Genomic DNA, 24,405 nt, shown 5'->3' on the forward strand with positions numbered 1-24,405 from the left:
GACTACGTCCTGGACTGGACGAACGACGATCAGCCGTATCCGCTGAACGTCGACGGGATGTTCAGCGTTCCCTACACGATAGAACTCAACGATGTGACGATGTTCGTGAGTAAGAGCTATACCGGCCCGCAGTTCCTGGAAGCGGTGATCGACCAGTTCGATCAGCTCTATTCAGACTCCGAGCACTCGGGTCGCGTCATGTCGCTGCCGTTGCACCCGTTCATCGTCGGCCAGCCGTTCCGCCACCGCTACCTTGATCGGGCCCTCGAGCACATCACGTCTCACGATGGTGTCTGGGTGACGACGAGCGATGCCATCGCGGCGCACTATCAGTCGACGGGGAACAGGAGAGCCGATTCGTGACGAATACGGAGCTGATCGATGAGTACGCACGGCTGCGCGACGAGTTCAAGGCCAAGGGATTGGGCGGCCGGATCGGCTACGGCGAGAAGCCGGCGCTGCTGATCGTCGACTTGATCACCGGATTCACGGACAGCCGTTCGCCCCTGTCAGGCGAACTGGAGTCACAGCTGGCCGCCACCAATGCCTTACTCGTCCCCGCCCGTGAACTCGAGATCCCCATCTTCTTCTCGACGGTCGCGTACGACACCGAATTGCAGGAGGCGGGGCTCTGGATCAAGAAGATCCCGTCCAACCACCTGTTGGTGGAGGGCAGCGAATGGGTGGAGGTCGACAGCAGGCTGGGCCAGCTGCCCCACGAGATGACCCTGGTGAAGAAGTACGCATCCTGCTTCTTCGGAACTGATCTCGCCGCACGCTTGATCTCACGGGGTGTCGACACCATCATCATCGTCGGCTGCACCACCAGTGGGTGCGTGCGCGCCTCGGCGGTTGACGCCTGCTCCTACGGCTTCCACACCATCGTCGTCGAAGAGGCAGTCGGCGACCGGGCAGCCCTTCCGCACCTGGCCAGCCTCTTTGACATCGACGCGAAGTACGGCGATGTCGTCAGCCTCGACGACGCACGTGCTTACCTGCGGGGGCTTGCGCAACAGAACGATTGACTGCAGTAACGCCGTGGGGCCAACTTCCTCTGTGCGGAATATTGAACCGGCGTGCAGGCCGAGATCCCGCAGATGCTGGCGCAGGGCGGCGGATCCATCATCAACACCGCCTCGTCCCTCGGGCAGGTCGCCATCGCCCACCAGTCCGCCTACGTCACGTCGAAGCACGGCGTCATCGGCCTCACCCGAGCCGCCGCGGTGGAGTACTCCGACAAAGGCATCCGCGTGAACGCAGTGCTGCCCGGGGTGATCCAGACGCCAATGATAGACGCGCTGGAGGAGACCTACCCCGGCTTCAAGGACGCGCTGCTGACGAAGCACCCGATCGGCCGACTCGGCACGCCGCACGACATCGCCGAGATGGTCGCGTGGCTCGGTTCCGACGCGGCCGCCTTCGCGACCGGCGCGCAGTTCGCCGTCGACGGCGGGTACCTCGCGATTTAGACGAGGTGGCCACGACGGACGGGAGGCACGGTGTCAGCTGACACCGTGCCTCACGTCCGTCACCGGTCGCGCCGCGACCCGCGTGTCAGCCGTTCTTCGCGGCCAGTCGGTCCGTCTCGCTGTCGTTCCGCCACCCGGCGGTCGCGCCGCCGTCGACGCTGTAGTTCTGTCCGGTCACCCAAGAGGACTCGTCGGAGGCCAGGTAGAGCGGCATGTACGCGATGTCCTCGCCCGTGCCGGGGCGTTGAATGAGCGCGTTGCCGACCTGCCAGGCCTTGCCCTCCGCATCCACCGCCTTGTCCGTCGCCGGGGTGCTGACGAAGCCAGGCGAGATCGAGTTCGCGCGGACGCCGTAGCGGGCGCCCTCCGCAGCGAGCGACTTCGTCATCGCGATGACGCCGCCCTTCGCGGTGGTGTGCGCGACCTGGCGAGCGGCTCGATCCCGCGACCTTCGCGATCGACGGAAAGCAACTCGAGATCGATCTCGAGTTCGAGGCCTGGGCCAAGAGCGCGCGCCGCATCGGCGCAGCCACCCGGCGTCCGGCGAGGACGTCGCGGGGCGGACGGGCCGATCTCAACACGGTGCGTGAATGGGCCAGTCAGAACGGACACCAGGTCAGCGATCGCGGCAGGGTTCCCGCGTCCATCCTCGAGGCGTACGACGCGGCGCACTGACGCGGTCACTCCTGGGCTGAGCCGCGCGCTGCGCGCCAGTGCTCCGTGACGGGATAACCGGAGCGCACGTGCGCGCGCACGTGGACCTCCCCCGAAGGGGATCCGCTGCCGCCCGGCTCCGGCGGCGGAGGGTTCTGTGTCCAGCCTGAGCCAGGGACCCAGACCGTCCCCGGTTGCACGGGCGCGTCGGCGAGCGCGGGATCGATCAGCTGACGCGCGAGAGCCACGGCCTCACCCAGATCGGTGATCCCGCCGGCTGAGGGCGTGCCGGCCGCGAGCACCCGGTAGGGACCGTCCCAACCGTCCGGGACCGTGAACGTAGTGAACGAGTCGAGCTTTGACAGTGCACGCTTCGCGTCGATGGCCATCTGCAGCTCGCGCAGGTCGACGCGCTGCGTGCGTGCAATGGTGACGATGTCCACCAGGTCTTTCGCGCGGCTGCTGGGGCGGCCGTTGTAGGTGCTCATCGTCGCAGTGACCTTCTCCGCGACCTGATCGGAGATCGGGAACAGCCGGTAGGGGTGCGACGGGACCGGCCGCCCCAGCTGCAGCCGCGTCGACGGCTCGATCGTCTCGACGCGGCCGACCGGGGGAGGGCCGACGACCACGTCGATGGGGATGTCGGAGATCCTCCGGCCGGTGTTCGCGTCCAGACATGTGAACACCAGGCGCCGGGTCGCGACACCCGGCTGGTTCTCTCCTCGCCCGGTCGCACGGGCACGGGTGAGCTGGAACCGCACATGGTCGCCGAGATCACGCGCGGCTGCCTGCTCGAGCGCCTGCTGCGCGGCATCCAGATCGGCGGCGCCGGTCGAGGCCAGATCCAGGTCTTTCGTCGACCGTGACTTCGGCACCCGGGCGAGCATCGCCGTGCCGCCCTTGAGCAGCCACTCGGACTCTTCCCCCTCCGCAAAGACCCGGCTGAGGAAACGATCGTGCTGTGCCTGCACGATCTGCGCATTCACATCCAGCGCGCTCGCGCCGTCACCGGCTGCCTTCGTCGCGGCCGCCTTGATCGCCTGCGCAAGCCCCGTCCAGTCTTTGTAGCCGTCGGGCTCAGGCATCGGCCGGCACCACCGCGTCGACGCCCGCAAGAGCGAGCAGATCAGCCGCGAGCGCGGCACCCGAGGGGTACTTGTTGGGCTTGGCCAGCGGCTCCAGATACTCGGTCAGGCGGGCGGGGGAGAGCAGCTTTCCCGCGTCCGCGGCGTCGGCGAGCGCATCGGCGACGAGGGAGCGGTCGACCCACTGCTCGATCAGGTCGGCGATCGTGCGCTCGACGCTCATGGTCGGCATCCCGTCGACGGAGACCACCTCGGTGGGCGCGAGCTCGCGGGTGCGGAGCCGCACCCCGTCCAGGCGGGTACCGCGGCGGGTGGGAACGACGAACTCGAGTGGCCCGGGGAACCAGTCGCCGATGCCATGCAGCTGCGCGGCCGTCTGGCCTGCGGCGACGACGGGCGGGACGCCGGTGTCTGTGCGGGGACGGTCGGCGCCGCCGAGGGCGAGCCAGGTCGCGAGGATCGCCTCCTGCTCGTGCTCTGGCGCGCCGGCGAGGCGGTAGACGCCGCGCGCGACGCGGATGAGCGCGCCGCTGTTGGCGAGGCGCGTCAGGGTCGGGCGCGCCACGCCAGCCTCGAGCGCCTGGGCGGTGGTCACCAGGCCCCAACGCTGTGACGCGAGCTCGCCCAGACGAGCGAAAGTTGATCCTGCCATGCGCACAGTGTAGCGAGAAACCGCAACAAACGTTGTAGCTCGTTCAGATTGTCGACTTCGAGCCTCTGGGGCCACCCCTTAGCAGTGAGGGGGTTCCAAACCCTCGGGAACGGGTTATATTCGGGAATATAACCATCTGTGAGGAGGAGAAGATGCGGACCCACACCTGCCCGCCGGACCACAAGCACGGGCTGACCTCCACCTGCTACGTCGTCCACCTCTGCGGGTGCCGCGCCTGCATGGACGGCAACGCGCGCCGCCGCCGCGACCGCTACCGTCTCCTGGCCTACGGGCGATACCAGGACGCGCACCAACCCATCGAGCCGATCCGGCAGCACCTGCAGGCACTGGTCGACACCGGGATGATCCCCGAACGGATCGCCATCAGCGCCGGCGTCGGCGGCGCCACGGTCCGTCGCCTGCTCAACAGCGAGACGGCACGGTTCGTCACCGGCGCCACCGCCCGCAAACTCCTCGCAGTCACCCCCGACAGCAGCACTCTCGCCGCGCAGGGCCGAGTCAACGGCCGCGGCACCCGCCGGCGCCTCCAGGCTCTGGCCGCGATCGGATGGAACCACCACGAGATCGCACGCCGACTCGGCTACCCGCGCTGGAAGGTCAACAAGGCACTCGAAGGCGCCTACGTGGACATCCGTGTCCACGACGACATCGCCGCGCTCTACGACGAGCTCTGGGACCAGCAGCCCCCCACCCACACCCGAGCGCAGCGGGTCGGCCGCTCCTACGCACTCACGGTCGCACGCCGGCACGGCTGGCTGCCGCCGCTGGCCTGGGACGACATCGACACCGACCCGGCACCGCCCACAGCCGGGCAGGAACCCCTGCTCGACGAGATCGCGATCGAGCTCGCTCTCGCCGGCCAGAACGTCCGCCTCACCCGAGACGAGCGCCTCGAAGCCACCCGACGCGGGACCGAACGCGGACTCAGCCTCACCCAGCTCAGCGACCTGCTCGGCGTCGACGTCCGCACCATCGACCGCGACCGTGACGACCTCGGACTCCGGCAGGCCGCCTGATGAGCAAGACGCTCGACATCCTCGAAGCCGCCCTGCACGGCACCACCGCCGGCTACCTGGCCGGATGCCGCAGCAAGGGAGGATGCCCGAACCACGGCAACCGCCAGCTGCTCACCTGCACCGAAGCGGCCCGCGCCCGCCGCCACTACTTCTCGCTCGCCTCGCTCGAGGAGACCGAGCCGATCACCCGGCAGATGCTCCGCGACGCCAAGAACAGCCCCTTCGCACCGAAAGAAGCCGCAGATGTCTGACCAGCCGAACACCTTCACCATCGACTCCACCAAAGAGGGAGAGTGGCTGCGGGTCGTCCGCGCGCTCGGCGGCCATCGCTGGGCCCTGTCGCTGCGCTTCAACCCCCTCCCGCTGACTCAGCGAGGCGCCCGGCACACCCGGCCAACGCGGCAGCCCACACCCCACGCGGCAGCAGGCCACGGGCCGAACGCGAGACTGCACCTGCCCAGCTGCGCGATCTCCCCCCAGCTCGGCAACGGCCGCGGCGCCCACCTCAAGCAGATCCCCCACCTGGGCCGAACCGAGGAGCACTGATGACCGACATCGCCGTGCGCCTCCAGGAAGCCATGACCATCCAGACCGGCACACCCGTCACCGTCCGATGGAGCTTCCGCGAGTTCGCGCTCAACTGCACCCGCCGCGACGGCCGCCCCCTCACCCAACGGATGCACAGGCTCTTCCAGACGCTGCTCAACCGTGAAGCGCTCCGCGAGCTCACTCCAGGAGAAGACCCAACGATGGGATCCCGCGCAACCCTCATCGAGATCATCGACGACCTCGCCGTCAGCGCCGACCACCAAGGCGCCCGCGCGGCCGCGCTCGCCGAGGTCCTCCTCAGTGCCGGCATGTTCCACCTCGGCGACCAGCTCCGCCGCCAGAGCCACGCACTCTCAGAGCTCGACGCCGACGACGAAACCCTCGAGGTCATCGACGAGGCACGCACCCAGATCGCCCGAACCATACTGCTGCTCGACCAAGCCGACACCGCACAGGCAAAGGAGCGCAGATGAACCGACGCACCCGCCGCGCCAGCACAGCCCTCGCCGCGGTCGCAGCTCTCGCGCTCGGCTTCGGCGCCCACCAGCTGGGCATCACCTCCTGGATCGACACATGGACGCGCCCGCAGGCACCCGCCCCGGACCCGACCTACGACTACACCGCGCTCGCCGCAGTCGCGCAGGAGCTGCCGCTGATCGATCCCACCGAGGAGATTCCCGAGTATCGCCGCGCCACGTTCGGCGAGCGCTGGATCGACATCGAGGGAAACGGCTGCGATCAGCGAGACGATCTCCTCGCCGTCCAGCTGCAGGACGTCGTCCGTGACGGTTGCACGGTGCTCTCCGGCGTGCTCGACCCCGATCCGTACACGGGCACACGCATTGAGTTCGAGCACGACCGGATCGCCGCCCCTGGAGCCCCGGGAAGCTCCGGCGTCCAGATCGACCACATCGTCAGCCTTTCGGCGGCGCACGCCGGGGGCGCGTGGGCGTGGACCGAGCAGCAGCGCATTCAGTTCGCCAACTCGTTCGACAACATCGTCGCCGTCGATGGCAACACGAATGCGGCCAAGAACGACCACGGGCCAGCCCTGTGGCTGCCATCGAACGCCGACTACGTGTGCACCTACGTCGCCCGCTACACGGAGATCGTCGACACCTGGCACCTCGCGGTCGACGAAGCCGACCGCGGTGCGCTCGTGGACACGCTCTCAACCTGCGCTGCCCAGCAAGCCAGCGACGAGAGCGGGAGCATGTCGTGAAGCCGCTACGAACCCGCGTGGGATCTCGCCGCGCGCGCCTGACGCTTGGCCGCGCGAGCGCGGTCTACGACCTCGTTCGCATCCGTCGTGTCGACACCGAGGGTGCGCCTGATCACCTCGAGCTCGGCGTCGGTCCAGCGGGTGCGCCCTCGCATCCGCTCACCGAACGTGACGACGTTCAAGCCGAGCAGGTCGATCAGAGCCGCCTGCGTGGGAACCTCGGGCGCCCCCGCCCCGTCCGCGATCGCCGCCCGCAACCGCTCCGCGAAAGCCGCATCGCGCGCCAGTCCCGGCATCAGTCGCGGCCGGCGGCCGCGCTGCGAGGGCGCCCTGCGCGCGCGCTCCTGCGCGAATGCGTCGATCGCGGCCTCGTCGTAGAGCGGGGAGTTGCCTTCTATGGCAACCGGCTCGGGGAGCAGAGGACCCTCCTGGCCGGCTCTGCGCAGCTTGTTGCTGATGGAGCGCATCTTGTAGACCGCGACGACGGACACGCCGAGCTTCTCGGCGACGTCCGCCGTGGTGAGGTGCCGTCCGGTCATCAGCGCTCCTCTCAGCTGGATGAATATAACCACTTTCGCGGTTACGGCGCGCCGCGGCAACCAGACCCAACTTGGTTGGGGATGCTGGGGCGCATGGCTAACAAGGACGCGGACGCCATCCGTGAGGAGCTCCGTCGCATCGGCCAGCAGCTCGCGCAAGCGGACGAGCTGCGCGAACGCCGCGGCAAAGTCGTCGACGAGGCGCGCGCGGCCGAGCTGACCCAGCGAGAGATCGCCCTCCTGCTGGGGATGACCGAGGAAGGGCTGCGGAAGGCGCAGAAGTCCTACCACGGACGCGGGCGCTCTTACGGCGGCCGCCTCGCGTCCTAGCGACCCCGCCAGACCTTCATGGAGCGCCCGTCGACTGCGAAATCTGATTGCAATTTTCAAGCACTCTTGACTAATATAACCTGACGAATGAGGGGGTGAGATGGACGAGCTGAACTACCGACCCAAGCCGTGGACGCCGAAGGACGTGCCCACGATCTGGGTCGACCAGACCACCGGGCAAGGCGTCACCGACGCCGGCACGCCCGTTCGCCCCGTCATCGGCGAGCGCCGCAAGAACCCCAACCTGACGGACCTGCTCGACACGGCTGCCTCGTACGGCGCTAACCGCATCATGCTGACCGGGAAGCGCCCCGAGCCTGCGCCTGGCGTGCGGCACTGGCTGTACGTCCAGACCCCGAACTGGAAGCCCGGAGCCCACTGGGTCAACAACGGCCCGCCCACCGGTCGGTTCGAGCACGCGGTCACCGGCTTCAAGATCGAAGTCCGCACCGCGGAGGAGTGGTTCGGCGACGGGCCGCTGACCCCTGCCCAGGCTCGTCTGGCCTGGAACGTCACCGCGTCGATCATTCGCCACGCCGACGAGAACGCGCGCCTGTTCAACAGCCCTGCCGCCACCGGAACGAACCTGTGGGCGCTGTCGCTGCCGAAGAACATCAACCCCGTGCCGGTCGAAGACGACATCGCCCAGGAGATCCACTTCACCTCGGGCCTGCACCACTACGACCACCTGGTCGCGGGGGAGTCGTTCGCCAAGCACGAGGACTGCGTCCCGCTGATCGACCCGGCCAAGACGAAGAAGATCAGCGAGTTCGCCTACGTCGACGGCCGGTTCATGTTCGCCGGCGTCGGGCGCGAGCTCGGTATCGGCCCCGCGATCCGGCTGAACCAGGCCGCCGCGTACGAGCTGCTCGAGCAAGACCCCTACGCGCGCGCCCGCTTCCACGTGCGGTTCCGCGTCCCTCAGGGCTGGAACCACGTTGGCCTGCTCGGTGTGAAGCACCTGGACGTTCGCGAAGGCTGGTTCTATCCGAACCGGCCCGGAGCGGTGCACGACACCTGGGCCGACGGCAGCGAGATCCACGTCGCCCTCAAGCACGGGTGGGAGATCCGCCCTCACGAGGCCGTGGTGTTCCGCAAGGCCAAGCCTCTAGACACCTTCACCGAGCGCATGACGCGCGCCCGCGAGCGAGTCCAGCTGCAGGACGAGATGCACCCGGACCTGCGCCGCGCTGTGCTCGCCGCGCTGCGGAACATCATGCTGCACTCGATCGGTGCATTCGCCGCCGCGGGCCGCGACGAGACCCGCGTCGCCGCGTCGCCCGATGACGTCCCGCCCGAGTACAGGGCCAAGATGCTGCGACAGGGCAACCTCTGGATCTATCGCATCCCGTCGCGCCCGAACGACCGCACCCGAAGCTTCTACCACCCGGAGCTCGCCGCCCAGGTCTGGGGTCGCGCACGCGCTCGCGTCCTCCACGGCCCCAGCTCCCTCGGCGGCTACACCTCCGGTGCTCTCACGGTCGACCCCTCGACGCTCATCGGCATCCAGGGTGATGCGATCTACACGACCAAGCTGCCGGCGTGGTCCCTGCCGGACCGGTTCATCGGCGGCGGCGACGACGGCAAGACCGGGCGCCTGCGCCTGCAGGGCTACCTCAACGGATCCTTCATCACGCCGGAGACGCTGCGGCAGCGTGACGCGCTGAAAGCACGTGCCGAGCGGGCCGGCATCGCCAAGGCGCTCGAGCAGGCAGAGGAGAAGGGCTGATGGCTGACCAGCAGCGCACCGCCCAAGACCTCATCCGCGATCTGCGGCGCAAGGGCATCAGCACGGCCGAGATCGCCGAGGAGCTGCACCGCTCGCCTCGAATGGTCCGCAAGATCCTCAACGGCGAAACCAGCGGCGCCCTCTACCGCCAGGCGCTCCAGGAGCTCGCTGACACCGGACGCCTCACCCACGTCCCGCCGCGGCGCCGGCGCAAGGACGGCTCGATCGCCCCCGTGCGAGGCAAGGCCGGCGCCAAGCCCGTCATCCCCGAAGACCTCAGCGGCACCTACGTTGAGGGTCGCCAGGGTGGTCGGCTGCGCGTCGACGTGGCATACGCCACCGGGGGCGACCGGTACATCGAGATGCGCATCCCCAAGGGCCGCACCGCGAAGGGCCGCGAGCAGGCGAACGCCGAACTGATCAAGCAGGTCCGCAACGCCGCCAAGGGCCAGTCCCACGACAAGCAGAAGCAGATCACCGCCCACCTGACCTTCTCCAACGGCCGCGTGATGGAGGTCAACTCGTACAACGCCTCGACGATGCTCAAGCGCATCCACGAGAACGGCGGCGACGCCCTCGGCTGGTTCCGCGAAGAGTCGAAGAACCGATACGTGAACCTCGACACCAGCCGCGACACCATCACCGGCGTCACCCTCAACGTCGTCAGCACGGCCAAGACGACCGAGTACCAGAGGCAGGCCGAGCGCGGCCGCACTCGCCGCCCCCGCTCGCTGTCGCCGGCGGAGCTCATCAGCATGGAAGAGAAGCGGCGCATCGAGGAGCGCCGCGCTCGCCGCCGTGGAAACCGAGGAGGTGGTCAGTGACCATGGCCGCCCCGAAGAAGCCCACAGCTGCAGCGAAGCCCCGCGCACGCAAGGCCGCGCCCCCCGCTGAGGAAGTCACCAGCGACGTCGACCAGGCAGCGACGTCCGAAGCACCCGCACGCGCACCTCGCGCAAGCCAGAAGCCGGCAGCGGCGAGCGCGACGCCTCCTGAGTCGGCCGAGGCGGAGACGCCACCGCCGGCGAAGAAGAAGCGGGGGCCCTACAACGTCGTCTACGTCCAGAAGAAGCCCGTCTCGATCCGTCTCCCCGACGACGCGCTTGAACTGATGGACTGGGCCAAGCAGGATGCAGCCAGCCGCGGCGACCGCCTCACCAAGGACGAGATCGTCACCGTTGCGCTTCGCGCCTACTGGGGCCGCAAACGGCGCCGCGGGTAATGACCGTCTCCTGAGCTGCTGGCAGGGAAGTCGAGATGAGTGAAACTAACGGGCCGGCCGAGTTGCCGGTCTACTCGATCGCCGAGGCATTCGTGAAGCGATCCGGAATGTATATCGGGCAGCCCGTCACGTTCGAGCGAGTGCACACGTTCCTGCTCGGTTTCGAAACGGCGATGTTGTACGTTCGCGACGAGCTCGCGCGCGATCGCAATGCGTTTCAGCCCGTGGGCGTGCTCGGTCAGTTCCGGGAGCAGCTGCGATCCGAGGGGCGGCTCAGGTGGGACTCCTGGTCCCTGACGATCGTGGCGGAAGCGATCGGCTGGACTGGCGACGAGCCTCCGGCGATCGACGATCTGACCGAAGAGCAGCACCTCGAGGCAGTCCGGGACCTTCTCCCGTTGCTCGAGAAGGTCTTTGCCCTCCCCGCGGAGCTTGTCACCTCGCTCCGTGACTCCGCCTGAGAAGGGTAGGCACCCCACCGCTGTCGGTGTGTCGTCCCGCCCATCGAGTTCGAGAACGCGTTCTATGCTGTGCGGCGATGATCAACCTGACCGCCACCGTCCCGCTTGGACCGCTGACAGAACTTGTCGGACGATCCCTCTCGGCGACTGGGAGATGGGTCAACTCATCCGGTAGCGCCTACCTGTCATATCCATCACTCAGAGGATCCTGACCCGGACGAACGATCGCAGTCGCTCGAGGGCAAAGGACCCGTGCGGATGTCGCGCGTCACACCTCGACCTCGAACGGCAACTTTCGCAGTGTCGTCGCGGAAATCCCGGTGCTCTTGTACATCCGGGCGTGGGCGTACTGGATCTCCGGCAGCAGATCGATGCGGCCGATCGCCTCCAGCATGATCTCGTCGGCCTGACCGGTGAGATGACGCAGTTCGGGGATCGCGTACCCGCCCACGTACTTCCCGGAGTTGAGATCCCAGGAGCGCACGGCCGGCAGCGCCTCCTCGATCCTCTCGCCGAGCTCCACCAGAGCATCGAACGTGTCCTGCCCGTAAGCGTGCGGGGAGAATGGGATCTGCGACATCGTGCCCTTGGTGACGTTGAAGCAGTCGCCCGTGAACGTCCACCACAGGAACGCCAGCCGCGACGCCGCGATCGCGCTGGCCGCGAGCTGGTCCTTCCGGTTCTGAACGAACAGCTTCCCCTCGTTGAGGGGCACCGTGGCGTGCGTGGTCTTGTCGTAGGTGACCGGCGGCACCGTGTACGTGCTCAGGAAGTACGTGGCGGTCTTCTTGAAACCGACGGAGTAGTCGCTCACACGGACAAGCGGCGTCGAGGAGATCGTGCCCTTCGCAAGCAGCGTGTCGATCAGCTCGAACATCGCGTCGCTGCTGGCGCGCATCCAGTTCGGGGTCCGCGAGCCGGCGGGCCGAAGCGAATACCGCAGTGTCGCCATCAGATGCGGACGGAACGCCTCGATCCAGCTGTGGGTGAGCGTCGTGTGCAGCTCGGAGACGCTGCCATACCCGGCGGCGGTGATGATCGTGCTGCGCACCTTCACCTGGAACAGGGCAGCCGGGCGTTCCTGGAAGGTGCTCACCCAGATCGCATCGAACCGCCGCTCGTAGAACTTCCGCAGTGACTCGTCGCGATCGGCGAACTGGCTGCGGATGGGAACGATCAGGCTGAGCCGGCCATCCGGGCGCGTGATCTGCGCCGAGCGCTCGCAGCAGGAGGCGTAGATGTCGTCGACGTTGTCTGTCTCGAAGCCGGTGATGCGGTAGCTGAGCTCGCGCCGGTTGACGTAGGGTGGGTTGCCGATGACGACGTCGAAGCCGCCCTGATTGGGGTGTGACACGTCGCCCCGCACCGGCAAGAAGCGCGGCCCGTACAATGTCCAGCGCATCGAAAAACACCCCGCGACCTTCCGACTACCTCCGGACGTCTTCGAGTACATCAACCAGGCACGCGACGAAGCCGCGGCCCGTGGTGATCGCCTCACCAAAGACGAAGCGATCACCATGGCAGTCCGCGCGTTCTGGGGCGGCAAGCGCCAGCGCCGCCGCTGATCACCACACCGACATAACCGACGAAAAGAACTCTGGAGGCATCTGATGAGCCGTCGATCTATGCTCGAGCAGGAAACCGATCCGCTACACCCCGCGCGGATGCTACCGCGCACCTGAGACGAACGCGCGGTCCTTCACCGAGGATGGCTACATCTCGACATGATCAACCGAGGCAGCGAGAAGATTTCGTGCGAAGAGGTGGAGGACCTCGTCTACCGCTATGACAGCTTCGATCTAGCGGCCGCCGTCGCGATGCTCGACCCCGTGTTCAGCGAGCGGGTATGCGTCTACGTGAGTCTCAAGGAGGGCGGCCCGCTCGGGCTCGAACGGATCCGCGCCGCCATGGAGTCCGCCGGGGTGGCTAAGCATAAGCACCCCGAGCGGCTGATCGCCGTCGACGACATGCCCCTCACCAAGGTAGGCAAGATTGACAAGAGGGAGCGGAGAGGGCTTTGCCCGCCGCGACAGCGCCTAATGGGGCAGACGCTCAGCGCCCGCGCCGCCACGCGAGCCAGTGGCGGATGCTCTCCTCGAGCGCGTGCAATAGAGGCAACATCACCCAGATGACGCACGCGACGGTCAGTGGCGTCGTACATAGGATCTGGAGGTACGGCGGCAGGCCGGTCAGGAGCGGAGCGATGAAGTAGGCGTTGAACATGGCAGGCGGTACCAGCGCGATCCACACTAAAATCGCCGTCCACCACCGCGGGCGCGCGGGACCGGCCGTCGGGATTGCACCGGTGAGGGCGTCCGGAGTCAGTGGACGGGCCTGCCCGATCGTGAGCGGCACGGCCTGTTGCAGGTGCGCCTGCCGCTCCTTACTGTCCTCCCACCGGATGAGGTCATGGGGGGAAGCGAACGTGATCTCGACGACAACCTGGCGCCGGTGCCGTTCCGAGACTCGGACCTTCGACTCCCGGTAGCCGGGGAACGACTGGGCCCGGCCGGTGAAACCATGCGCCCACTCGGTGAGATCGTCCAGCCGCCCGGGGACGGCTGTGCGCGCCACCCGAGCCGTGACCGTGAGGTTATCTGGTTGCATGGTGTCCTCCCGGGGCAGAGGAAGCCCCGTCTCCCAGCGTATTGCGCCGATGACGCGGCACTGAACAGCTTCCGACCATCGGGGTCCGGATCAATAGCGCGAAATAGTGCTCTTCCGAGCAGTGGAGTGTCACCGCCACTGCCGCCTCACGCAGGATGGAAAGTTGAAAGACCTGGATCGACGGGGAGGTCATTTGCACGAGGCGTTTCGCTTGCTGCGGGAAGAAAGGCTCAAACGAGGCCGATACCATCGCCGAGCGACGGTGTATCACCCGGACGTAGAAGAGGTCGACCAGCTCTACGGTGTCCGGCTTCAGCTGGAGTCCTTAGGCGCGCGCCGGACGGTGGACGGATGCTGCGCTCCGAGATCGGCGCTTCGCGCGAGTACGGGACGCTAATGGATGCGGCGCTGGCAGTCGGTGACATGGGCGCCTGGCTGGTGGCGCACCACGCGTTCCTCCGCTGCTGCGTCGCGCGTGCAGACATCCCGTTGGGGCGGGTAGTGGACTCCTACCCGGAACGCTGCTTACACATCTATCAGTTGTGGCACCCGCAGTCGTTCGCCATCGCTCATCGCGAGTACGAGGCCGTCCTCGAGTCGATCGTCAGGCGTCCGACGCCCAGGGGATCGATCTGTCGCCGCTGGCGACCCACGAGTTCGCCTTCGACGATGCCGCCGCCGCCTTCGAGCAGTCCCGCGACGCGTCCAGCAGCCTGAAGGTCCTGCTCCGACCGTAGAGCGCCTGGGCCGTCGGGGCCGTCACAGGGAGCCACGCGGGCGGCGTGGGGTGGCACGGGCTGCAGTGGCACCGCGGAGACGATCCTCCCGCCTGTCGGGTCGGCATCGGAGCGCGCGGTGCAGGAGGAGCGCGCCCACGTTGCAAGTAAGCTTTCTGCCGTGCAGAATCGACAGCTCGGGTCGCCGGGCGATCCACCCCAGTATCCGATCGAGTCGGTCGACAACGCGCTGAAGCTGATCCTGCTGCTGGGTGAGGAGCACGAGCTGCGGCTCACGGACGCCGGTGCCCTCCTCGGGGTGGCGACCTCGACCGCGCACCGACTTCTCGCGATGCTGGCATGGCGCGGCTTCGTGCGGCAGAACCCGGTGACCAAGGCTTACGGCCCTGGCCCGGCGCTGACGACGGTGGCCTTCTCGGTGCTGCGCAGGATGGATGTCCCGAGACTGGCGCAGCCGATCCTCGAGGACCTCAGCGCCGCCCTCGGTGAGACCTGCCACCTGGGCACGCTCGAGGGCAACCATGTCCGATTCCTCGCCGTTGCCGAGCCCGATGTGGCCGTGCGCGTGGTTTCGAGACTGGGCAAGACCCTGCCGGCGCATTGCACCTCGACCGGCAAGGCGCTGCTTGCCGAGCTGAGCGACGAGCAGCTCTTCCGGCTGTACCCGGACGAGCAGCTCGAGATCGTCACACCGAACTCCATACGTTCCCGAGACGAACTCGTCGCCGAACTGGTTCGGACACGACTGGACGGTTATGCCGTGAATCGGCAGGAAAGCGAGGACGGCGTGGCGAGCGTCGCGGTCCCGGTCCACGTCTCGTCGGGACTGCGACTGGCGATCAACGCCTCCGCGCCCGTGCAGCGGTTACCGCCGGGCAAGGTCAAGTCCCTAGCGCGGTCACTGCAGGACGCCGCGATCCGCCTCGCCGAACTGTTGGGGTGAACCGGCCCGGGTCGTCGTAGCGCCCATGGATGCGCTGCGCACGCGAACACGCCGCTGATGAGCGTGGCTGCGGGAGCGACCGACCCGCCGCCGTGGGCCTCAGTGCCCGTTGGCCGGATCGTCCGGGTCGCGGGCGGCTTCTTCGCCTTGATCCAGCCCACTCAGCGTCGCCATATCCTCCGAGCTGAGCGTGAAATCGAAGACGTCGATGTTCTGCGCGAGATGCTTCTCATCGCCGGCGCGCGGGACGGGAACGATCCCTTCCTCGATGTGCCAGCGCAGTAGGACCTGTGCGGGCGACTTGTCATACTTCGACGCGATCGCGGTCACCGCGGGATCGGACAGCAGGGCTCCTCCGCGTCCGAGCGGGCTCCACGCCTCGGTCAGGATGCCGTGAGCGCGCTGGAAGCTGCGCTGTTCGACACGGGCGATGTCGACGCTGAGCTGGATCTGATCGACGTCGGGGACGACACCGGTCGCGTCGACGACGCGCTGAAGGTGGTGAGACTTGAAGTTGGAGACGCCGATCGCCTTCACTCGTCCCTCTTCGAGCAGTCTCACCAGACCCTTCCACGCTTCGACGTATCGGTCGAGGGCCGGAACCGGCCAATGGATCAGGAACAGATCGAGGTAGTCGACGCGAAGGGTCTTCAGCGATCGGTCGTACGCGCGCTGCACTCCCTCGACGCTGTGGTCCTCCTTGTTGAACTTGCTCGTGATGAAGACCTCGTCACGAGGGATGCCCGATGCACGCAGACCGGCACCGACGGCCTCCTCATTCGCGTACTTGTACGCCGTATCGAACAGGCGGTAACCGTAGCCGACCGCCTTCTCGACCATCGTTGCGCACTCGTCTCCCGTGAGTGGCCACGTGCCCACCCCGATTCGCGGGATGCGGTGACCGTGCAGGAGGGGGAGGGTGGTGTCGTCAGCTCTCATCGGGCGGCCGCCTTCGCCGGAGCCGTGCTCGAGGGCTCGAGGAGGGCGCGCAGCCGATGTATCAGCTCGTCCGCCTTCGCTCGCGAGGCGACCGAGCGGCGGGCGTCGACGAGGGCACGCGGCCAGTTCACGATGACGGCACCTTCGGCCTGCCCTTGGCTCTCGCCGTACACGACGGCGAAGCGGTCCTGCGCAGGGTCGCCCACCATCGTCCAGTGATCAGATCCGGTATGCCCGACGATCTGGATCTTCCAGTCGTACTGGTCGCTCCACACATACTCCGTCGGGTCGTAGCTGCGCAGGTCATCCGGGTGAGCGATGTTATGCGCGACAATCAGCGCCTGATCCGTCGCGCTCGTCCAGTGCTCCAACCGGATCGGGTCGGGATGCCGTCGGTTCATGAATCGTGCCACGTCGCCGATCGCATACACGTGGGAGACGCCGACGGCGGCAAGCGTGCCTTCGCAGACGACACCGTTATCCAGCGCGAGGCCCGACGACTCGAGCCACTCCGTGTTGACGACCGCTCCGATACCGAGCAGGACAGCGTCGACATCCAGCGTCGCGCCATCGGTGAGCGTGACCTGGACGCGGTCACCCGTGCGCTCGACGTTCTCGACGGAGACGCCGAAGCGTAGCTCAGCACCCTCCCTGCGGTACTTCTCCGCGAAGATACCGCCCACTTCCATATTCATCGCCCGGCCCATCGGAGCACCGATCGGTTCGATGATGGTGACCTTGACACCGGCCGCAAGCGCTGTGGCGGCCGCCTCGGCGCCGATGAATCCGGCGCCGACCACCGCGAGGTGGCGGCCCGGAACGAGCTCCTTGCGCAGCTCGTCGGCATCGGCGCGGGTACGCAGCACGTGGACGCCGGGAGTGGAAGCCCACGGGGTTCGGCGAGCTCGGGCACCCGTCGCGATGACGAGGATGTCGTAGGTCAGCTCGCTGCCGTCGGCGAGCGTCAGCGTCTTGCCGGCAGGATCCAGCTCGGTCGCGGCGACGCCGAAACGGGTCTCGACCCGCAGGCCTTCGAGCGCTTCCGCCGTCGTCAGCGCGATCTCCGGGTCGGATGCGGCGCCGCTGAGGTACTTCTTCGACAGCGGGGGACGGTCGTAGAGGGGATGGCTCTCCTGGTCCACCAGCGTGATCGCGCCGGTGAACCCCTCCGAACGAAGATTCTGTACGAGCTTGACTCCGGCGACGGAAGCACCGACGACGACGACGTGAGACATGCGAATCGGCTCAACCCTCGACAGACAGCGCCGAGACCGGGCAGCTTCGGGCGGCTTCCTCGACGCGAGTGCGCTCCGCGTCCGGCACCTCGAGCTGCAAGAGCACGACCTTGCCGTCGTCGTCGATGTCGAAGTAGTCTCCCGCGGCCACGACGCAGTTCGCGTAGCCCTGGCAGAGGGAGAGGTCAGCCTTCACCGTGGCCATGGTCATTCCTCGTTGATGATGGGTCGGGGTCGGGGAACACGGGCGCGTACGGCGACCCGATCATCGCTGAGAACGTCTGGACGGTCTGCCAGGTGAGCGCCTCCAGCTCGAGCGGGTCGAGTGCGATCCATTGTCCGGATTTCGGAGAGTCGATGAGCAGACGCGTCCCGTTGCGGGTCTCGACCCGGCTCACCGTGATCTCAGAGAACTCGTTGGCGATCGTGAGCGGCTCGCCGACGGTGCGCGCGACCAAACGTGCGCGCTCCTCGGCGGCGGCGATCGCGGCGGCCCGATCGACGTCGGCGCCTTCCCACTCCAGGGTCACAGGAAGATCGCCAGGTTCTGGGTGCGCAGCACCGACTCGTCGACGAGGATGACGCGGCGCGCGAGCTTGTACTCGCCTCCGACGTCACGGAACACATCCTCCCGGTGGGCGGAGATGATCGACGGCTCGTTCACGTCTCCTCGGCTGCGGAACAGCAGCATCGCGGAGTCGGCGAGCACCTCGCCGGGCACGTCGGTCTCGAACACCCGCACGTTGGTCACGAAGTGACGCAGCCGGGACGGAGGGTCCTCGGTCCAGGCATGCTCGGTAAGGAACCGTGCGACGCGCCGGCTGAGCGAGTACTTGTTCTCGTCCCAGTGCGCCATCCCGGGGGACGTGCTGAAGGGCGTGCCGAGTGCGGTGGTCACGCGGACGGGCATGACGTAGTGGATGTCTTCCGTCAGCATGTCCAGCCAGCTCTCATACCGCTGCTGGTCGAGAGTGTAGGCCTCTTCGACGAGCCAGCGATGGATCGTGGCGTGCAGCTCGCTCGTGAAGGGCAGGGACGAGCCCACCCGGTCGGCGAGGGTTGACGACTTGCGAAGCCGGGAGACTTCGGAAACTGCCTTGCCGGTCTCCTCGATCATCGGACCACCTTCTGACCATTGTTCGTGATGCCCGCAGGTCGGGGCTCGACATCCAGTGGCGGCTCGCCGCCGATCGACAGGGCACGGAAGTCGACGCCCTCGTACTCCGACTCCAGGTAGTCCGCCCAGCGGTGGAGCAGATGGCGCTGGTTGTACTCGCCGTAGCCCACGTGCGCGACGCCGGGGCCGGCGAACTGGTCGGGGCCGAGCGGCTCGACGACCGGCGATCCATCCTTGAGGATGCCCATGCGGCTGTTCAGGAGCAGGCGCCGCGCCATTGATCCCTTCGCCGTGTTCGTGAGCGAGACCCAGTTCTCCACGTCGTCCTGCTCGAACATGCCCGTCGACCCGAAGCACATCAGGTAGGCCTTGTACGACAGTGCCTTGAACTCCTCCGGAGCCTCAGCGTCGACCGCGAACCAGGAGTACACCTCGGTCTCGTCCTCGCTGATCGGAAGCCACGTCCGGATGGAGATGAACGGGAGCACGTCCTCGTCCGAACCCTCCTCGACCTTGGGCCAGTTGTGGACGAAGGACATGTTCGGGAAGAGCGAGGCCGCGGAGATCATGAACCCGTCGCGGCCGATGACATCGAGCTGCTCCTGAGACCAGGTCGCCTTCATCCGCTCGACCATCTCGTCCGGGTAGCCGACGTACCGCAGCCGCTCCTCGAGCGTGCCCGGCGGGAGCTTGTAGGTCGTGCCGCCTCCGTTGCCGGCCCAGTATGTGTTGCCGTCCTTGCGCTTCTCGGCCTTCGGCTCGCGGAACAGCCCGATCTCGACGACCGAGGTGTGCGTCTGGGGCGTGTGGTACATGTCGCCGGCGAAGTTCTCGGCGCCGATCTTCCAGTTCGCCTTGACGCGCCACCGCTGCGGGCCCCGGAGCTCGATGCCGCTGGGGCTCTGCCGGGTGTAGTAGTCGAGATAGAACTTGAAGTCGCCGATGTAGTCCTCGAGGCTCGGCGCATCCGGGTCCATGCTGATGAAGATCAGGCCGTTGTACATACCGAGGTTCGGCGCCGGCAGGAGCCGTGCGCCCTTTCGGCTGAACCCGGCCTCGCCGCCGTAGGCCTCCTCGTGGAAGGGGAGTCCGACGATGCGTCCGTCGTTGCGGTAGGACCACCCGTGGTACGGGCAGCGGAAGTGCGAGGCGTTCCCCATCTCGGCCCGGCAGACCTGCATGCCGCGATGCAGGCACATGTTGAAGTGGGCGCGGATCTCACCCTTCTCGTCGCGGACGATGATGAACGAGTCGTCGAGTATTCGCCGGACGACGTAGTCGCCGGCCTGAGGAATCTCGGACTCGTGGCCCACGAACAGCCAGGCGCGGCTGAAAAGGTTCTTTCGTTCGCGCGCGAAGATCTCCGCGTCGTTGTAGATGTACGCCGGTATCATTCCGCGACGGATCTCGTCGTAGATCGTCATGCTGGAAGTGCTCATCGTCGCGCCTATCCGTAGTGTAATGCTTCGACACCGCTCCGACGTCGCACGTCGAAGCGGGCCGAGGCATAGTTTCTGATGTGCAGAAATTGATTCTGCCACACACGCGCGCCTTACGTCAAGTGGGCCCGAGGAAGGCCTTCGCGGCCGCGCTCGGAGGAGGAGGCGATGCGTCGCGGCTGCGAGGACCATCCTCCCGTCCCAGAGGGTGGGCATGCTCCTCTGGAACACAGAAACCGCTTCTGCTGGAAACGAGGAGTCAATGATGAGCCCGTCGACCGATGTCGCAGACCGGGAATGGACCGTCACTCTCGATGGCAAGCCGTGGGCCAGTGCCGCGCGCTACGAGGTCGAGAACCCCACGACCGGGCGTCCCCTGACCTCCGCCCCCGACCTCTCCGAGGAGGAGGTCGGGCGCGCGGTGGCGGCGGCGCAGGCTGCGCAGCCGGCCTGGGGCGCGATGCCGCCCCGAGCCCGGGCCGCCGTGATCCGGCAACTCGCTGCGACGATCCGAGAGCACCGTGAGGAGCTCGCCACTCTCGACGCACTGGACGGCGGGTTCACCCTCTCGATGATGAGGGGCGATGTGGACGCGGCGGCGGAACTCATGGAGATCTTCGCCGACATGGCGCTCGACCTCGGTGGCCGGACGATTCCGGTGAGCACGAACCTCCACTACACCATGCAGGTGCCCTACGGAGTGGTCGCGCGTATCGGTGCGTTCAACCATCCCTTCTTCTTCGCGGCGGCGAAGGTCGCCGCGCCCCTCGTCGCCGGCAACGCCGTGGTCCTCAAGGCCCCGGACCAGACGCCGCTGTCTTCGTTGCGCCTGGCCGAGCTCGCGGTCGGGATCCTCCCGGACAATCTGTTGATCACCGTCAGCGGTCGCGGCGCGGTGACCGGACGCGCGCTGGTGCGTCATCCCGAGGTCCGCCGGATCGGTTTCATCGGGTCCACCGCGACGGGGCAATCGATCCAGCGGGATGCAGCCGAGACCGGAGTCAAGCACGTGTCGCTCGAACTGGGCGGAAAGAACGCTCAGATCGTCTTCGCCGACGCCGATTTGGAGGCGGCTGCGGCCGGTGCCGTCGCGGGTATGAACTTCACGTGGGTCGCCGGACAGAGCTGCGGCTCGACGAGCCGCCTGCTCGTGCACTCCTCGGTGGCCGACGAAGTGATCGGCCGGGTCGCCGAGCGCATGGCCGCGATCCGGGTGGGAGACCCGCTGGACCCGTCCGTGGACATGGGCCCGCTCGTGTCGGAGGCACAGTTCCAGAAGTCCATCAGCGCCATCGCCGAAGGCAGGAAGGCGGGTGCCACCGTGGCGACGGGCGGCGGCCGTCCCGCCGGCCTCGATGAGGGGTGGTTCGTCGAGCCGACGCTGCTCACCGGTGTCAGCCCCGGGTCGTTCGTCGAGCAGAACGAGATCTTCGGCCCCGTCCTCTCCGTCACCACCTTCGACGCCGACGAGGAGGCCGTACGGATCGCCAACGGCGTCCAGTACGGGCTCACCTCGAGCATCTGGACGCGCGACGTCACGCGCGCCCACGTCGTCGCCCGGCAGATCGAGGCCGGCTACATCCTCGTCAACAGTGGCAGCCGGCACTTCTGGGGACTGCCGTTCGGAGGGGTGAAGGCTTCGGGGATCGGCCGCGAGGAGTCCCTCGACGAACTGATCTCGTACACCGAGACGAAGACCGTGACCGTTCTGCTCTCGTAGGGGGGCAGCGCTGCGCGCTGTACGTCGTCGCAGCAAGCGCGGCGCGATCCATGCCGGCGGTGCTGGGAGGCGCTGTTCCCGTCAGCCTCGGGCAAACCCCGTCGAGGCGAAGGCCGCCTGCAGGGATGCCTGGGCGCCGAAAACGTTCCCCGGGCCATCACAGAGGCGACACAGCAGTACACGAAGTGGTCGGCTGAGATCCCCCGGGCGGAGCGGCTTCCGGAGTTCCTCGAGCGAGCGTTCCAGATCGCTTCCACCCCTCCCTACGGTCCGGTGCACCTCGGCATTCCGATGGACTTTCTGGAAGAGGAGATCGAGTTCACCCCGGGACCGGTGACCGAGTATCTGCATGAGGCGCTCGATCCGGATGCGGTAGAGCGTCTCGCCCAGATTCTCAGGACGGCGGCCAGTCCGGTCATCGTGGTGGGGACAGAGGTCGCGCGGTACGGTGCGATTGCCGCGCTGGAAAGGCTCTCCGACCTGGTGGACGCGTCCGTGCTCGGGGAGATCAAGGGCGCCGACCTCGCCTTCCCGAACACCAATCCGAGGTACGTCGGCAAGCTGACCGCATCGAGCCCTGCACTGGAGGGCGCAGACGTCGTCGTCCTCCTCGGCGCCGAGCTCACCGAGGGGCTGGCGATGCCCCTGCCGGATTTCGGTGACAGCCTCGTGGTGCAGGTCACCGTGGACCCGCTCGCTCTGCGCCGGCAGTACGCAGGTCAGGTCGGCATCCTCAGCCACCCCGGGCGCCTGCTCGATGCGGTCGCCGATCGCCTCGCTGAAGGCGGAGCGGTACCCGTGAGCTCGGGCGGGCGGGTGCGAGGGCTCAGAGAGCGCTGGGAAGCGGGCCGCGAAGCCTTGCGGTCGCGCCTGCTCGGCGAGGCTGATGGCGCGGTATCGGCGGCCCACATCGCGGACCTCATCCATCGCCTCGGCGGCTCCGAGACGATCGTCGTCAACCAGTGCGGATCCGCGGAGGGCTTCATCGACACACTCGTCGACTATGGCGCACCGTGGACGTATTTCGGCCTCTCGGGGAAGGCGAGTGCTCAGGGTTGGGGCGCGCCGGCGGCGGTCGGCATCCAGATGGCTCGTCCCGATCGTCGAGTGATCGCCGTCCTCGGCGATGGCGGGTTCATGTTCAACTCCACAGCGATCCACACCGCTGCCGCGTACGACGTTCCGGTCGTCTACCTCGTCCTCGACAACGGGGGCTGGCGGGACGTCGCGACCGTGACGGGAGCGATGGGCAGCTCGCTCGGAGAGCCCGGCGCAGAGGATGCGATGCGCTGGACCTTCCGGCCCCCGATCGACCACGCATCGTACGCCCGAAGCCTGGGACTGAAGTCTTGGCGGGCGTCCAACCCGGAGGAGCTCGAGAGCGCGTTCGCCGCCGCGTTCGCCGAGGATGGGCCGACGCTGATCCAGGTCGCGTCTGCGATGGGCGATGTCCGGGTCTTCGGGCAGGCGTTCGCGTGAGATGTCGAGCAGGAGTGACAGCGCCGTATACGGTGAGTGAGCCGCGTGTTCGGGCTGACAGCGACACGTACGTCTGCAGTAGGGAGCGATGAAGGATGTCAACTGGTGATCGACTAGGGGTTCGAGAGGATCTCGTCGATGCGAATCGCATTCTCGTCCGCCACGGCATCCTCGATGCTTTCGGCCACGTGAGCGTCCGTGACCCCGACGACCCGAGCAGGTTCCTCATCTCCAGAAACCTGGCCCCCGGCCTCGTCACGCCCGACGACATTCAGGTGATCGGATTGGACGGGACGACCGCGGACGACAGACCGAGCTATCTCGAACGATTCATCCACGGCGAGATCTACCGGGCACGCGCCGATGTCCAGGCCGTTGTCCACAGCCACTCCGCGTCGATGGTGCCCTTCAGCATCTCCAGGACGCCTCTGCAGGCGGTGTGGCACATGGCGGGCTTCCTCGGCGAAGCGGTCCCGGTCTTCGAGATCCGTGACAGCGTCGGGTCCTCCAGCGACCTGCTGATCCGCAGCGGTTCGCTCGGCGCGGACCTTGCTGCGACCCTCGGGGGCGCGGCGGTCGCACTCATGCGAGGACACGGATTCGTCGCCGTGGGCGACTCGATCCCGCAGGCGGTCGCCCGCGCGGTCTACGCGGACCTCAACGCCCGAGCACAGGTGACGGCCGGTCAGCTCGGCGGCTACACCGCCCTCACCGCAGAAGAGGGCGCCGCGGCCGCGGAATCCAACAACGGGCAGCTCACGAGGGCCTGGGAGATCTGGAGAGCCAACGCCAGGCGCGGGGAGAGCGTCTGAAAGCGCGCCTCCTCCAGGCGCGCTGAGCAAATCCGCCCGCTCGCGGCCGGCGCGTCATCGCGTCGGCGAAGCCGGCCGTTCGCCCCTGGTGGGGCGGTCCGGCATGCCGGCACACGCCGCCCGCGCCTAACGGCTCGCGCCATGTTGTGTATCTGACACACACAACAGTAGTAGGGGGGGTCGGACATTTGACGGGCCGGGGGGTGGACACGGGAGCGCCCCGCCGGATCGTCTCGGCGGGGCGCTCGGGTGCAGCGTTATCGCGCCGTCCACCACCGCGGGCGCGCGGGACCGGCCGTCGGGATTGCACCGGTGAGGGCGTCCGGAGTCAGTGGACGGGCCTGCCCGATCGTGAGCGGCACGGCCTGTTGCAGGTGCGCCTGCCGCTCCTTACTGTCCTCCCACCGGATGAGGTCATGGGGGGAAGC

Annotated in this window: 33 protein-coding genes; 21 read left to right on the forward strand and 12 right to left on the reverse strand. The window is 67.5% G+C overall.

Annotated elements, in window-relative coordinates; genetic code table 11:
• The first annotated feature begins 57 nt into the window (after positions 1–57).
• Genes BKA24_RS15390 through BKA24_RS01580 form a run of 3 tightly spaced genes read left to right on the forward strand, consistent with a single transcriptional unit; the run spans position 58 to position 1,469 of the window.
• Positions 58–363 (forward strand): polysaccharide deacetylase family protein, encoded by a 306-nt coding sequence (locus tag BKA24_RS15390; protein WP_005050797.1) that lies wholly within the window; start codon positions 58–60, stop codon positions 361–363.
• Positions 360–1,025, forward strand: coding sequence for an N-carbamoylsarcosine amidohydrolase (locus BKA24_RS01575; protein WP_005050795.1), 666 nt, complete (start codon positions 360–362; stop codon positions 1,023–1,025). The genes BKA24_RS15390 and BKA24_RS01575 overlap by 4 nt, the downstream gene beginning before the upstream one ends.
• 51 nt (positions 1,026–1,076) lie before the next feature.
• Positions 1,077–1,469: an SDR family oxidoreductase gene (locus tag BKA24_RS01580; RefSeq protein ID WP_005050794.1), complete on the forward strand. Its 393-nt coding sequence runs from the start codon at positions 1,077–1,079 to the stop codon at positions 1,467–1,469.
• Between the two features lie 85 nt (positions 1,470–1,554).
• On the opposite strand, the gene BKA24_RS01585 is transcribed toward BKA24_RS01580, so the two are convergent.
• Positions 1,555–1,998, reverse strand: a complete 444-nt coding sequence (locus BKA24_RS01585; protein ID WP_082157159.1) for an SDR family NAD(P)-dependent oxidoreductase — start codon at positions 1,996–1,998, stop codon at positions 1,555–1,557.
• Between BKA24_RS01585 and BKA24_RS15395 the strand changes: the two genes are divergently transcribed.
• Positions 1,989–2,144 (forward strand): Lsr2 family DNA-binding protein, encoded by a 156-nt coding sequence (locus BKA24_RS15395; RefSeq protein ID WP_425488716.1) that lies wholly within the window; start codon positions 1,989–1,991, stop codon positions 2,142–2,144. The genes BKA24_RS01585 and BKA24_RS15395 overlap by 10 nt on opposite strands.
• Before the next feature lie 5 nt (positions 2,145–2,149).
• Here the strand turns inward: BKA24_RS15395 and BKA24_RS01595 are convergent, their stop codons facing one another.
• Both BKA24_RS01595 and BKA24_RS01600 read right to left on the reverse strand, forming a co-directional pair.
• A complete protein-coding gene (locus BKA24_RS01595) occupies positions 2,150–3,208 on the reverse strand; it encodes a nucleotidyl transferase AbiEii/AbiGii toxin family protein (protein ID WP_005050776.1) in 1,059 nt (352 codons plus the stop codon).
• Complete coding sequence (locus BKA24_RS01600) at positions 3,201–3,860, reverse strand: type IV toxin-antitoxin system AbiEi family antitoxin domain-containing protein (protein ID WP_005050774.1); 660 nt, start codon at positions 3,858–3,860, stop codon at positions 3,201–3,203. The genes BKA24_RS01595 and BKA24_RS01600 overlap by 8 nt, the downstream gene beginning before the upstream one ends.
• A gap of 152 nt (positions 3,861–4,012) precedes the next feature.
• On the opposite strand from BKA24_RS01600, the gene BKA24_RS01605 reads away from it, so the two are divergent.
• The 5 genes from BKA24_RS01605 to BKA24_RS01625 are packed head-to-tail and all read left to right on the forward strand — an operon-like array spanning position 4,013 to position 6,668.
• Positions 4,013–4,897 (forward strand): hypothetical protein, encoded by an 885-nt coding sequence (locus tag BKA24_RS01605; protein ID WP_005050771.1) that lies wholly within the window; start codon positions 4,013–4,015, stop codon positions 4,895–4,897.
• The gene (locus BKA24_RS01610) at positions 4,897–5,148 is read left to right on the forward strand and encodes a hypothetical protein (RefSeq protein WP_005050769.1); all 252 of its coding nucleotides are present in this window, start codon (positions 4,897–4,899) and stop codon (positions 5,146–5,148) included. The genes BKA24_RS01605 and BKA24_RS01610 overlap by 1 nt, the downstream gene beginning before the upstream one ends.
• Positions 5,141–5,443: a hypothetical protein gene (locus BKA24_RS01615; RefSeq protein WP_005050767.1), complete on the forward strand. Its 303-nt coding sequence runs from the start codon at positions 5,141–5,143 to the stop codon at positions 5,441–5,443. Before BKA24_RS01610 ends, BKA24_RS01615 begins: the two co-directional genes overlap by 8 nt.
• The gene (locus tag BKA24_RS01620) at positions 5,443–5,919 is read left to right on the forward strand and encodes a hypothetical protein (RefSeq protein WP_005050765.1); all 477 of its coding nucleotides are present in this window, start codon (positions 5,443–5,445) and stop codon (positions 5,917–5,919) included. Before BKA24_RS01615 ends, BKA24_RS01620 begins: the two co-directional genes overlap by 1 nt.
• Entirely contained in the window at positions 5,916–6,668 is a 753-nt protein-coding gene (locus tag BKA24_RS01625) for an HNH endonuclease family protein (RefSeq protein WP_005050763.1), read from the forward strand. The genes BKA24_RS01620 and BKA24_RS01625 overlap by 4 nt, the downstream gene beginning before the upstream one ends.
• Positions 6,669–6,673: 5 nt before the next feature.
• Here BKA24_RS01625 and BKA24_RS01630 read toward each other — a convergent pair whose 3' ends face one another.
• Entirely contained in the window at positions 6,674–7,207 is a 534-nt protein-coding gene (locus BKA24_RS01630; RefSeq protein ID WP_005050761.1) for a helix-turn-helix transcriptional regulator, read from the reverse strand.
• A 93-nt stretch (positions 7,208–7,300) separates the two neighbouring features.
• On the opposite strand from BKA24_RS01630, the gene BKA24_RS01635 reads away from it, so the two are divergent.
• The 5 genes from BKA24_RS01635 (at position 7,301) to BKA24_RS01655 (ending at position 10,949) form a co-directional block, all read left to right on the forward strand.
• A complete protein-coding gene (locus BKA24_RS01635; protein WP_043340519.1) occupies positions 7,301–7,537 on the forward strand; it encodes a hypothetical protein in 237 nt (78 codons plus the stop codon).
• 100 nt (positions 7,538–7,637) lie between these two features.
• Positions 7,638–9,266: a hypothetical protein gene (locus BKA24_RS01640; protein WP_005050756.1), complete on the forward strand. Its 1,629-nt coding sequence runs from the start codon at positions 7,638–7,640 to the stop codon at positions 9,264–9,266.
• The gene (locus BKA24_RS01645) at positions 9,266–10,090 is read left to right on the forward strand and encodes a hypothetical protein (RefSeq protein WP_047801722.1); all 825 of its coding nucleotides are present in this window, start codon (positions 9,266–9,268) and stop codon (positions 10,088–10,090) included. Before BKA24_RS01640 ends, BKA24_RS01645 begins: the two co-directional genes overlap by 1 nt.
• Positions 10,087–10,488 (forward strand): hypothetical protein, encoded by a 402-nt coding sequence (locus BKA24_RS01650; RefSeq protein WP_005050751.1) that lies wholly within the window; start codon positions 10,087–10,089, stop codon positions 10,486–10,488. The genes BKA24_RS01645 and BKA24_RS01650 overlap by 4 nt, the downstream gene beginning before the upstream one ends.
• Before the next feature lie 35 nt (positions 10,489–10,523).
• Positions 10,524–10,949 carry a hypothetical protein gene (locus BKA24_RS01655; RefSeq protein ID WP_005050749.1) on the forward strand — a complete coding sequence of 142 codons (426 nt, stop codon included), beginning with the start codon at positions 10,524–10,526 and terminating at the stop codon, positions 10,947–10,949.
• A 268-nt stretch (positions 10,950–11,217) separates the two neighbouring features.
• Here the strand turns inward: BKA24_RS01655 and BKA24_RS01660 are convergent, their stop codons facing one another.
• Entirely contained in the window at positions 11,218–12,303 is a 1,086-nt protein-coding gene (locus BKA24_RS01660) for an SAM-dependent methyltransferase (RefSeq protein ID WP_039712022.1), read from the reverse strand.
• On the opposite strand from BKA24_RS01660, the gene BKA24_RS01665 reads away from it, so the two are divergent.
• Together BKA24_RS01665 and BKA24_RS15985 are read left to right on the forward strand one after the other, a co-directional pair.
• Positions 12,290–12,514, forward strand: a complete 225-nt coding sequence (locus BKA24_RS01665; protein WP_039712023.1) for a hypothetical protein — start codon at positions 12,290–12,292, stop codon at positions 12,512–12,514. The genes BKA24_RS01660 and BKA24_RS01665 overlap by 14 nt on opposite strands.
• Positions 12,515–12,673: 159 nt before the next feature.
• The gene (locus BKA24_RS15985) at positions 12,674–13,081 is read left to right on the forward strand and encodes an AMP-binding enzyme (RefSeq protein WP_005050745.1); all 408 of its coding nucleotides are present in this window, start codon (positions 12,674–12,676) and stop codon (positions 13,079–13,081) included.
• Here BKA24_RS15985 and BKA24_RS01675 read toward each other — a convergent pair.
• Positions 13,002–13,556 (reverse strand): putative antibiotic biosynthesis monooxygenase, encoded by a 555-nt coding sequence (locus BKA24_RS01675; protein WP_005050743.1) that lies wholly within the window; start codon positions 13,554–13,556, stop codon positions 13,002–13,004. The genes BKA24_RS15985 and BKA24_RS01675 overlap by 80 nt on opposite strands.
• Before the next feature lie 542 nt (positions 13,557–14,098).
• On the opposite strand from BKA24_RS01675, the gene BKA24_RS01680 reads away from it, so the two are divergent.
• Both BKA24_RS01680 and BKA24_RS15845 read left to right on the forward strand, forming a co-directional pair.
• Positions 14,099–14,293 (forward strand): hypothetical protein, encoded by a 195-nt coding sequence (locus BKA24_RS01680; RefSeq protein WP_043340511.1) that lies wholly within the window; start codon positions 14,099–14,101, stop codon positions 14,291–14,293.
• A gap of 118 nt (positions 14,294–14,411) precedes the next feature.
• Positions 14,412–15,236: an IclR family transcriptional regulator gene (locus BKA24_RS15845; RefSeq protein ID WP_005050741.1), complete on the forward strand. Its 825-nt coding sequence runs from the start codon at positions 14,412–14,414 to the stop codon at positions 15,234–15,236.
• 99 nt (positions 15,237–15,335) lie between these two features.
• Here the strand turns inward: BKA24_RS15845 and BKA24_RS01690 are convergent, their stop codons facing one another.
• From BKA24_RS01690 to BKA24_RS01715, 6 genes are read right to left on the reverse strand one after another with little or no spacing between them, the layout of a single operon-like run.
• The gene (locus BKA24_RS01690; RefSeq protein ID WP_005050739.1) at positions 15,336–16,175 is read right to left on the reverse strand and encodes an aldo/keto reductase; all 840 of its coding nucleotides are present in this window, start codon (positions 16,173–16,175) and stop codon (positions 15,336–15,338) included.
• Positions 16,172–17,410 (reverse strand): NAD(P)/FAD-dependent oxidoreductase, encoded by a 1,239-nt coding sequence (locus tag BKA24_RS01695; RefSeq protein WP_062633832.1) that lies wholly within the window; start codon positions 17,408–17,410, stop codon positions 16,172–16,174. Before BKA24_RS01695 ends, BKA24_RS01690 begins: the two co-directional genes overlap by 4 nt.
• Positions 17,411–17,420: 10 nt before the next feature.
• The gene (locus tag BKA24_RS01700) at positions 17,421–17,615 is read right to left on the reverse strand and encodes a ferredoxin (RefSeq protein ID WP_062633830.1); all 195 of its coding nucleotides are present in this window, start codon (positions 17,613–17,615) and stop codon (positions 17,421–17,423) included.
• Positions 17,596–17,940: a hypothetical protein gene (locus BKA24_RS01705; RefSeq protein WP_085603657.1), complete on the reverse strand. Its 345-nt coding sequence runs from the start codon at positions 17,938–17,940 to the stop codon at positions 17,596–17,598. Before BKA24_RS01705 ends, BKA24_RS01700 begins: the two co-directional genes overlap by 20 nt.
• Positions 17,937–18,527 carry a 3-phenylpropionate/cinnamic acid dioxygenase subunit beta gene (locus tag BKA24_RS01710; RefSeq protein WP_062633826.1) on the reverse strand — a complete coding sequence of 197 codons (591 nt, stop codon included), beginning with the start codon at positions 18,525–18,527 and terminating at the stop codon, positions 17,937–17,939. Before BKA24_RS01710 ends, BKA24_RS01705 begins: the two co-directional genes overlap by 4 nt.
• The gene (locus BKA24_RS01715) at positions 18,524–19,966 is read right to left on the reverse strand and encodes a Rieske 2Fe-2S domain-containing protein (RefSeq protein ID WP_228164524.1); all 1,443 of its coding nucleotides are present in this window, start codon (positions 19,964–19,966) and stop codon (positions 18,524–18,526) included. Before BKA24_RS01715 ends, BKA24_RS01710 begins: the two co-directional genes overlap by 4 nt.
• Before the next feature lie 265 nt (positions 19,967–20,231).
• On the opposite strand from BKA24_RS01715, the gene BKA24_RS01720 reads away from it, so the two are divergent.
• The 3 genes from BKA24_RS01720 (at position 20,232) to BKA24_RS01735 (ending at position 23,977) form a co-directional block, all read left to right on the forward strand.
• Positions 20,232–21,686 (forward strand): aldehyde dehydrogenase family protein, encoded by a 1,455-nt coding sequence (locus BKA24_RS01720; RefSeq protein WP_062633835.1) that lies wholly within the window; start codon positions 20,232–20,234, stop codon positions 21,684–21,686.
• 291 nt (positions 21,687–21,977) lie between these two features.
• The gene (locus BKA24_RS01730) at positions 21,978–23,165 is read left to right on the forward strand and encodes a thiamine pyrophosphate-dependent enzyme (protein ID WP_139833214.1); all 1,188 of its coding nucleotides are present in this window, start codon (positions 21,978–21,980) and stop codon (positions 23,163–23,165) included.
• 95 nt (positions 23,166–23,260) lie between these two features.
• Positions 23,261–23,977, forward strand: coding sequence for a class II aldolase/adducin family protein (locus BKA24_RS01735; protein ID WP_062633823.1), 717 nt, complete (start codon positions 23,261–23,263; stop codon positions 23,975–23,977).
• Positions 23,978–24,405 lie beyond the last annotated feature (428 nt).

Origin of the sequence: Microbacterium marinum, from assembly GCF_014204835.1 — a bacterium.
Classification (GTDB): domain Bacteria; phylum Actinomycetota; class Actinomycetes; order Actinomycetales; family Microbacteriaceae; genus Microbacterium; species Microbacterium marinum.

Excerpts from the sequence above, each read along its gene's own strand:
- BKA24_RS01710 (WP_062633826.1), bottom strand. The coding sequence starts at position 18,527 with ATGATCGAGGAGACCGGCAAGGCAGTTTCCGAAGTCTCCCGGCTTCGC.
- BKA24_RS01620 (WP_005050765.1), top strand. The coding sequence starts at position 5,443 with ATGACCGACATCGCCGTGCGCCTCCAGGAAGCCATGACCATCCAGACC.
- BKA24_RS01630 (WP_005050761.1), bottom strand. The coding sequence starts at position 7,207 with ATGACCGGACGGCACCTCACCACGGCGGACGTCGCCGAGAAGCTCGGC.
- BKA24_RS01605 (WP_005050771.1), top strand. The coding sequence starts at position 4,013 with ATGCGGACCCACACCTGCCCGCCGGACCACAAGCACGGGCTGACCTCC.
- BKA24_RS01625 (WP_005050763.1), top strand. The coding sequence starts at position 5,916 with ATGAACCGACGCACCCGCCGCGCCAGCACAGCCCTCGCCGCGGTCGCA.
- BKA24_RS01715 (WP_228164524.1), bottom strand. The coding sequence starts at position 19,966 with ATGAGCACTTCCAGCATGACGATCTACGACGAGATCCGTCGCGGAATG.
- BKA24_RS01735 (WP_062633823.1), top strand. The coding sequence starts at position 23,261 with ATGTCAACTGGTGATCGACTAGGGGTTCGAGAGGATCTCGTCGATGCG.
- BKA24_RS01595 (WP_005050776.1), bottom strand. The coding sequence starts at position 3,208 with ATGCCTGAGCCCGACGGCTACAAAGACTGGACGGGGCTTGCGCAGGCG.
- BKA24_RS01695 (WP_062633832.1), bottom strand. The coding sequence starts at position 17,410 with ATGTCTCACGTCGTCGTCGTCGGTGCTTCCGTCGCCGGAGTCAAGCTC.
- BKA24_RS01645 (WP_047801722.1), top strand. The coding sequence starts at position 9,266 with ATGGCTGACCAGCAGCGCACCGCCCAAGACCTCATCCGCGATCTGCGG.
- BKA24_RS01675 (WP_005050743.1), bottom strand. The coding sequence starts at position 13,556 with ATGCAACCAGATAACCTCACGGTCACGGCTCGGGTGGCGCGCACAGCC.
- BKA24_RS15390 (WP_005050797.1), top strand. The coding sequence starts at position 58 with ATGTTCAGCGTTCCCTACACGATAGAACTCAACGATGTGACGATGTTC.
- BKA24_RS01635 (WP_043340519.1), top strand. The coding sequence starts at position 7,301 with ATGGCTAACAAGGACGCGGACGCCATCCGTGAGGAGCTCCGTCGCATC.
- BKA24_RS01690 (WP_005050739.1), bottom strand. The coding sequence starts at position 16,175 with ATGAGAGCTGACGACACCACCCTCCCCCTCCTGCACGGTCACCGCATC.
- BKA24_RS01720 (WP_062633835.1), top strand. The coding sequence starts at position 20,232 with ATGAGCCCGTCGACCGATGTCGCAGACCGGGAATGGACCGTCACTCTC.
- BKA24_RS01655 (WP_005050749.1), top strand. The coding sequence starts at position 10,524 with ATGAGTGAAACTAACGGGCCGGCCGAGTTGCCGGTCTACTCGATCGCC.
- BKA24_RS01615 (WP_005050767.1), top strand. The coding sequence starts at position 5,141 with ATGTCTGACCAGCCGAACACCTTCACCATCGACTCCACCAAAGAGGGA.
- BKA24_RS01730 (WP_139833214.1), top strand. The coding sequence starts at position 21,978 with ATGGACTTTCTGGAAGAGGAGATCGAGTTCACCCCGGGACCGGTGACC.
- BKA24_RS01700 (WP_062633830.1), bottom strand. The coding sequence starts at position 17,615 with ATGGCCACGGTGAAGGCTGACCTCTCCCTCTGCCAGGGCTACGCGAAC.
- BKA24_RS01640 (WP_005050756.1), top strand. The coding sequence starts at position 7,638 with ATGGACGAGCTGAACTACCGACCCAAGCCGTGGACGCCGAAGGACGTG.
- BKA24_RS15985 (WP_005050745.1), top strand. The coding sequence starts at position 12,674 with ATGATCAACCGAGGCAGCGAGAAGATTTCGTGCGAAGAGGTGGAGGAC.
- BKA24_RS01610 (WP_005050769.1), top strand. The coding sequence starts at position 4,897 with ATGAGCAAGACGCTCGACATCCTCGAAGCCGCCCTGCACGGCACCACC.
- BKA24_RS01600 (WP_005050774.1), bottom strand. The coding sequence starts at position 3,860 with ATGGCAGGATCAACTTTCGCTCGTCTGGGCGAGCTCGCGTCACAGCGT.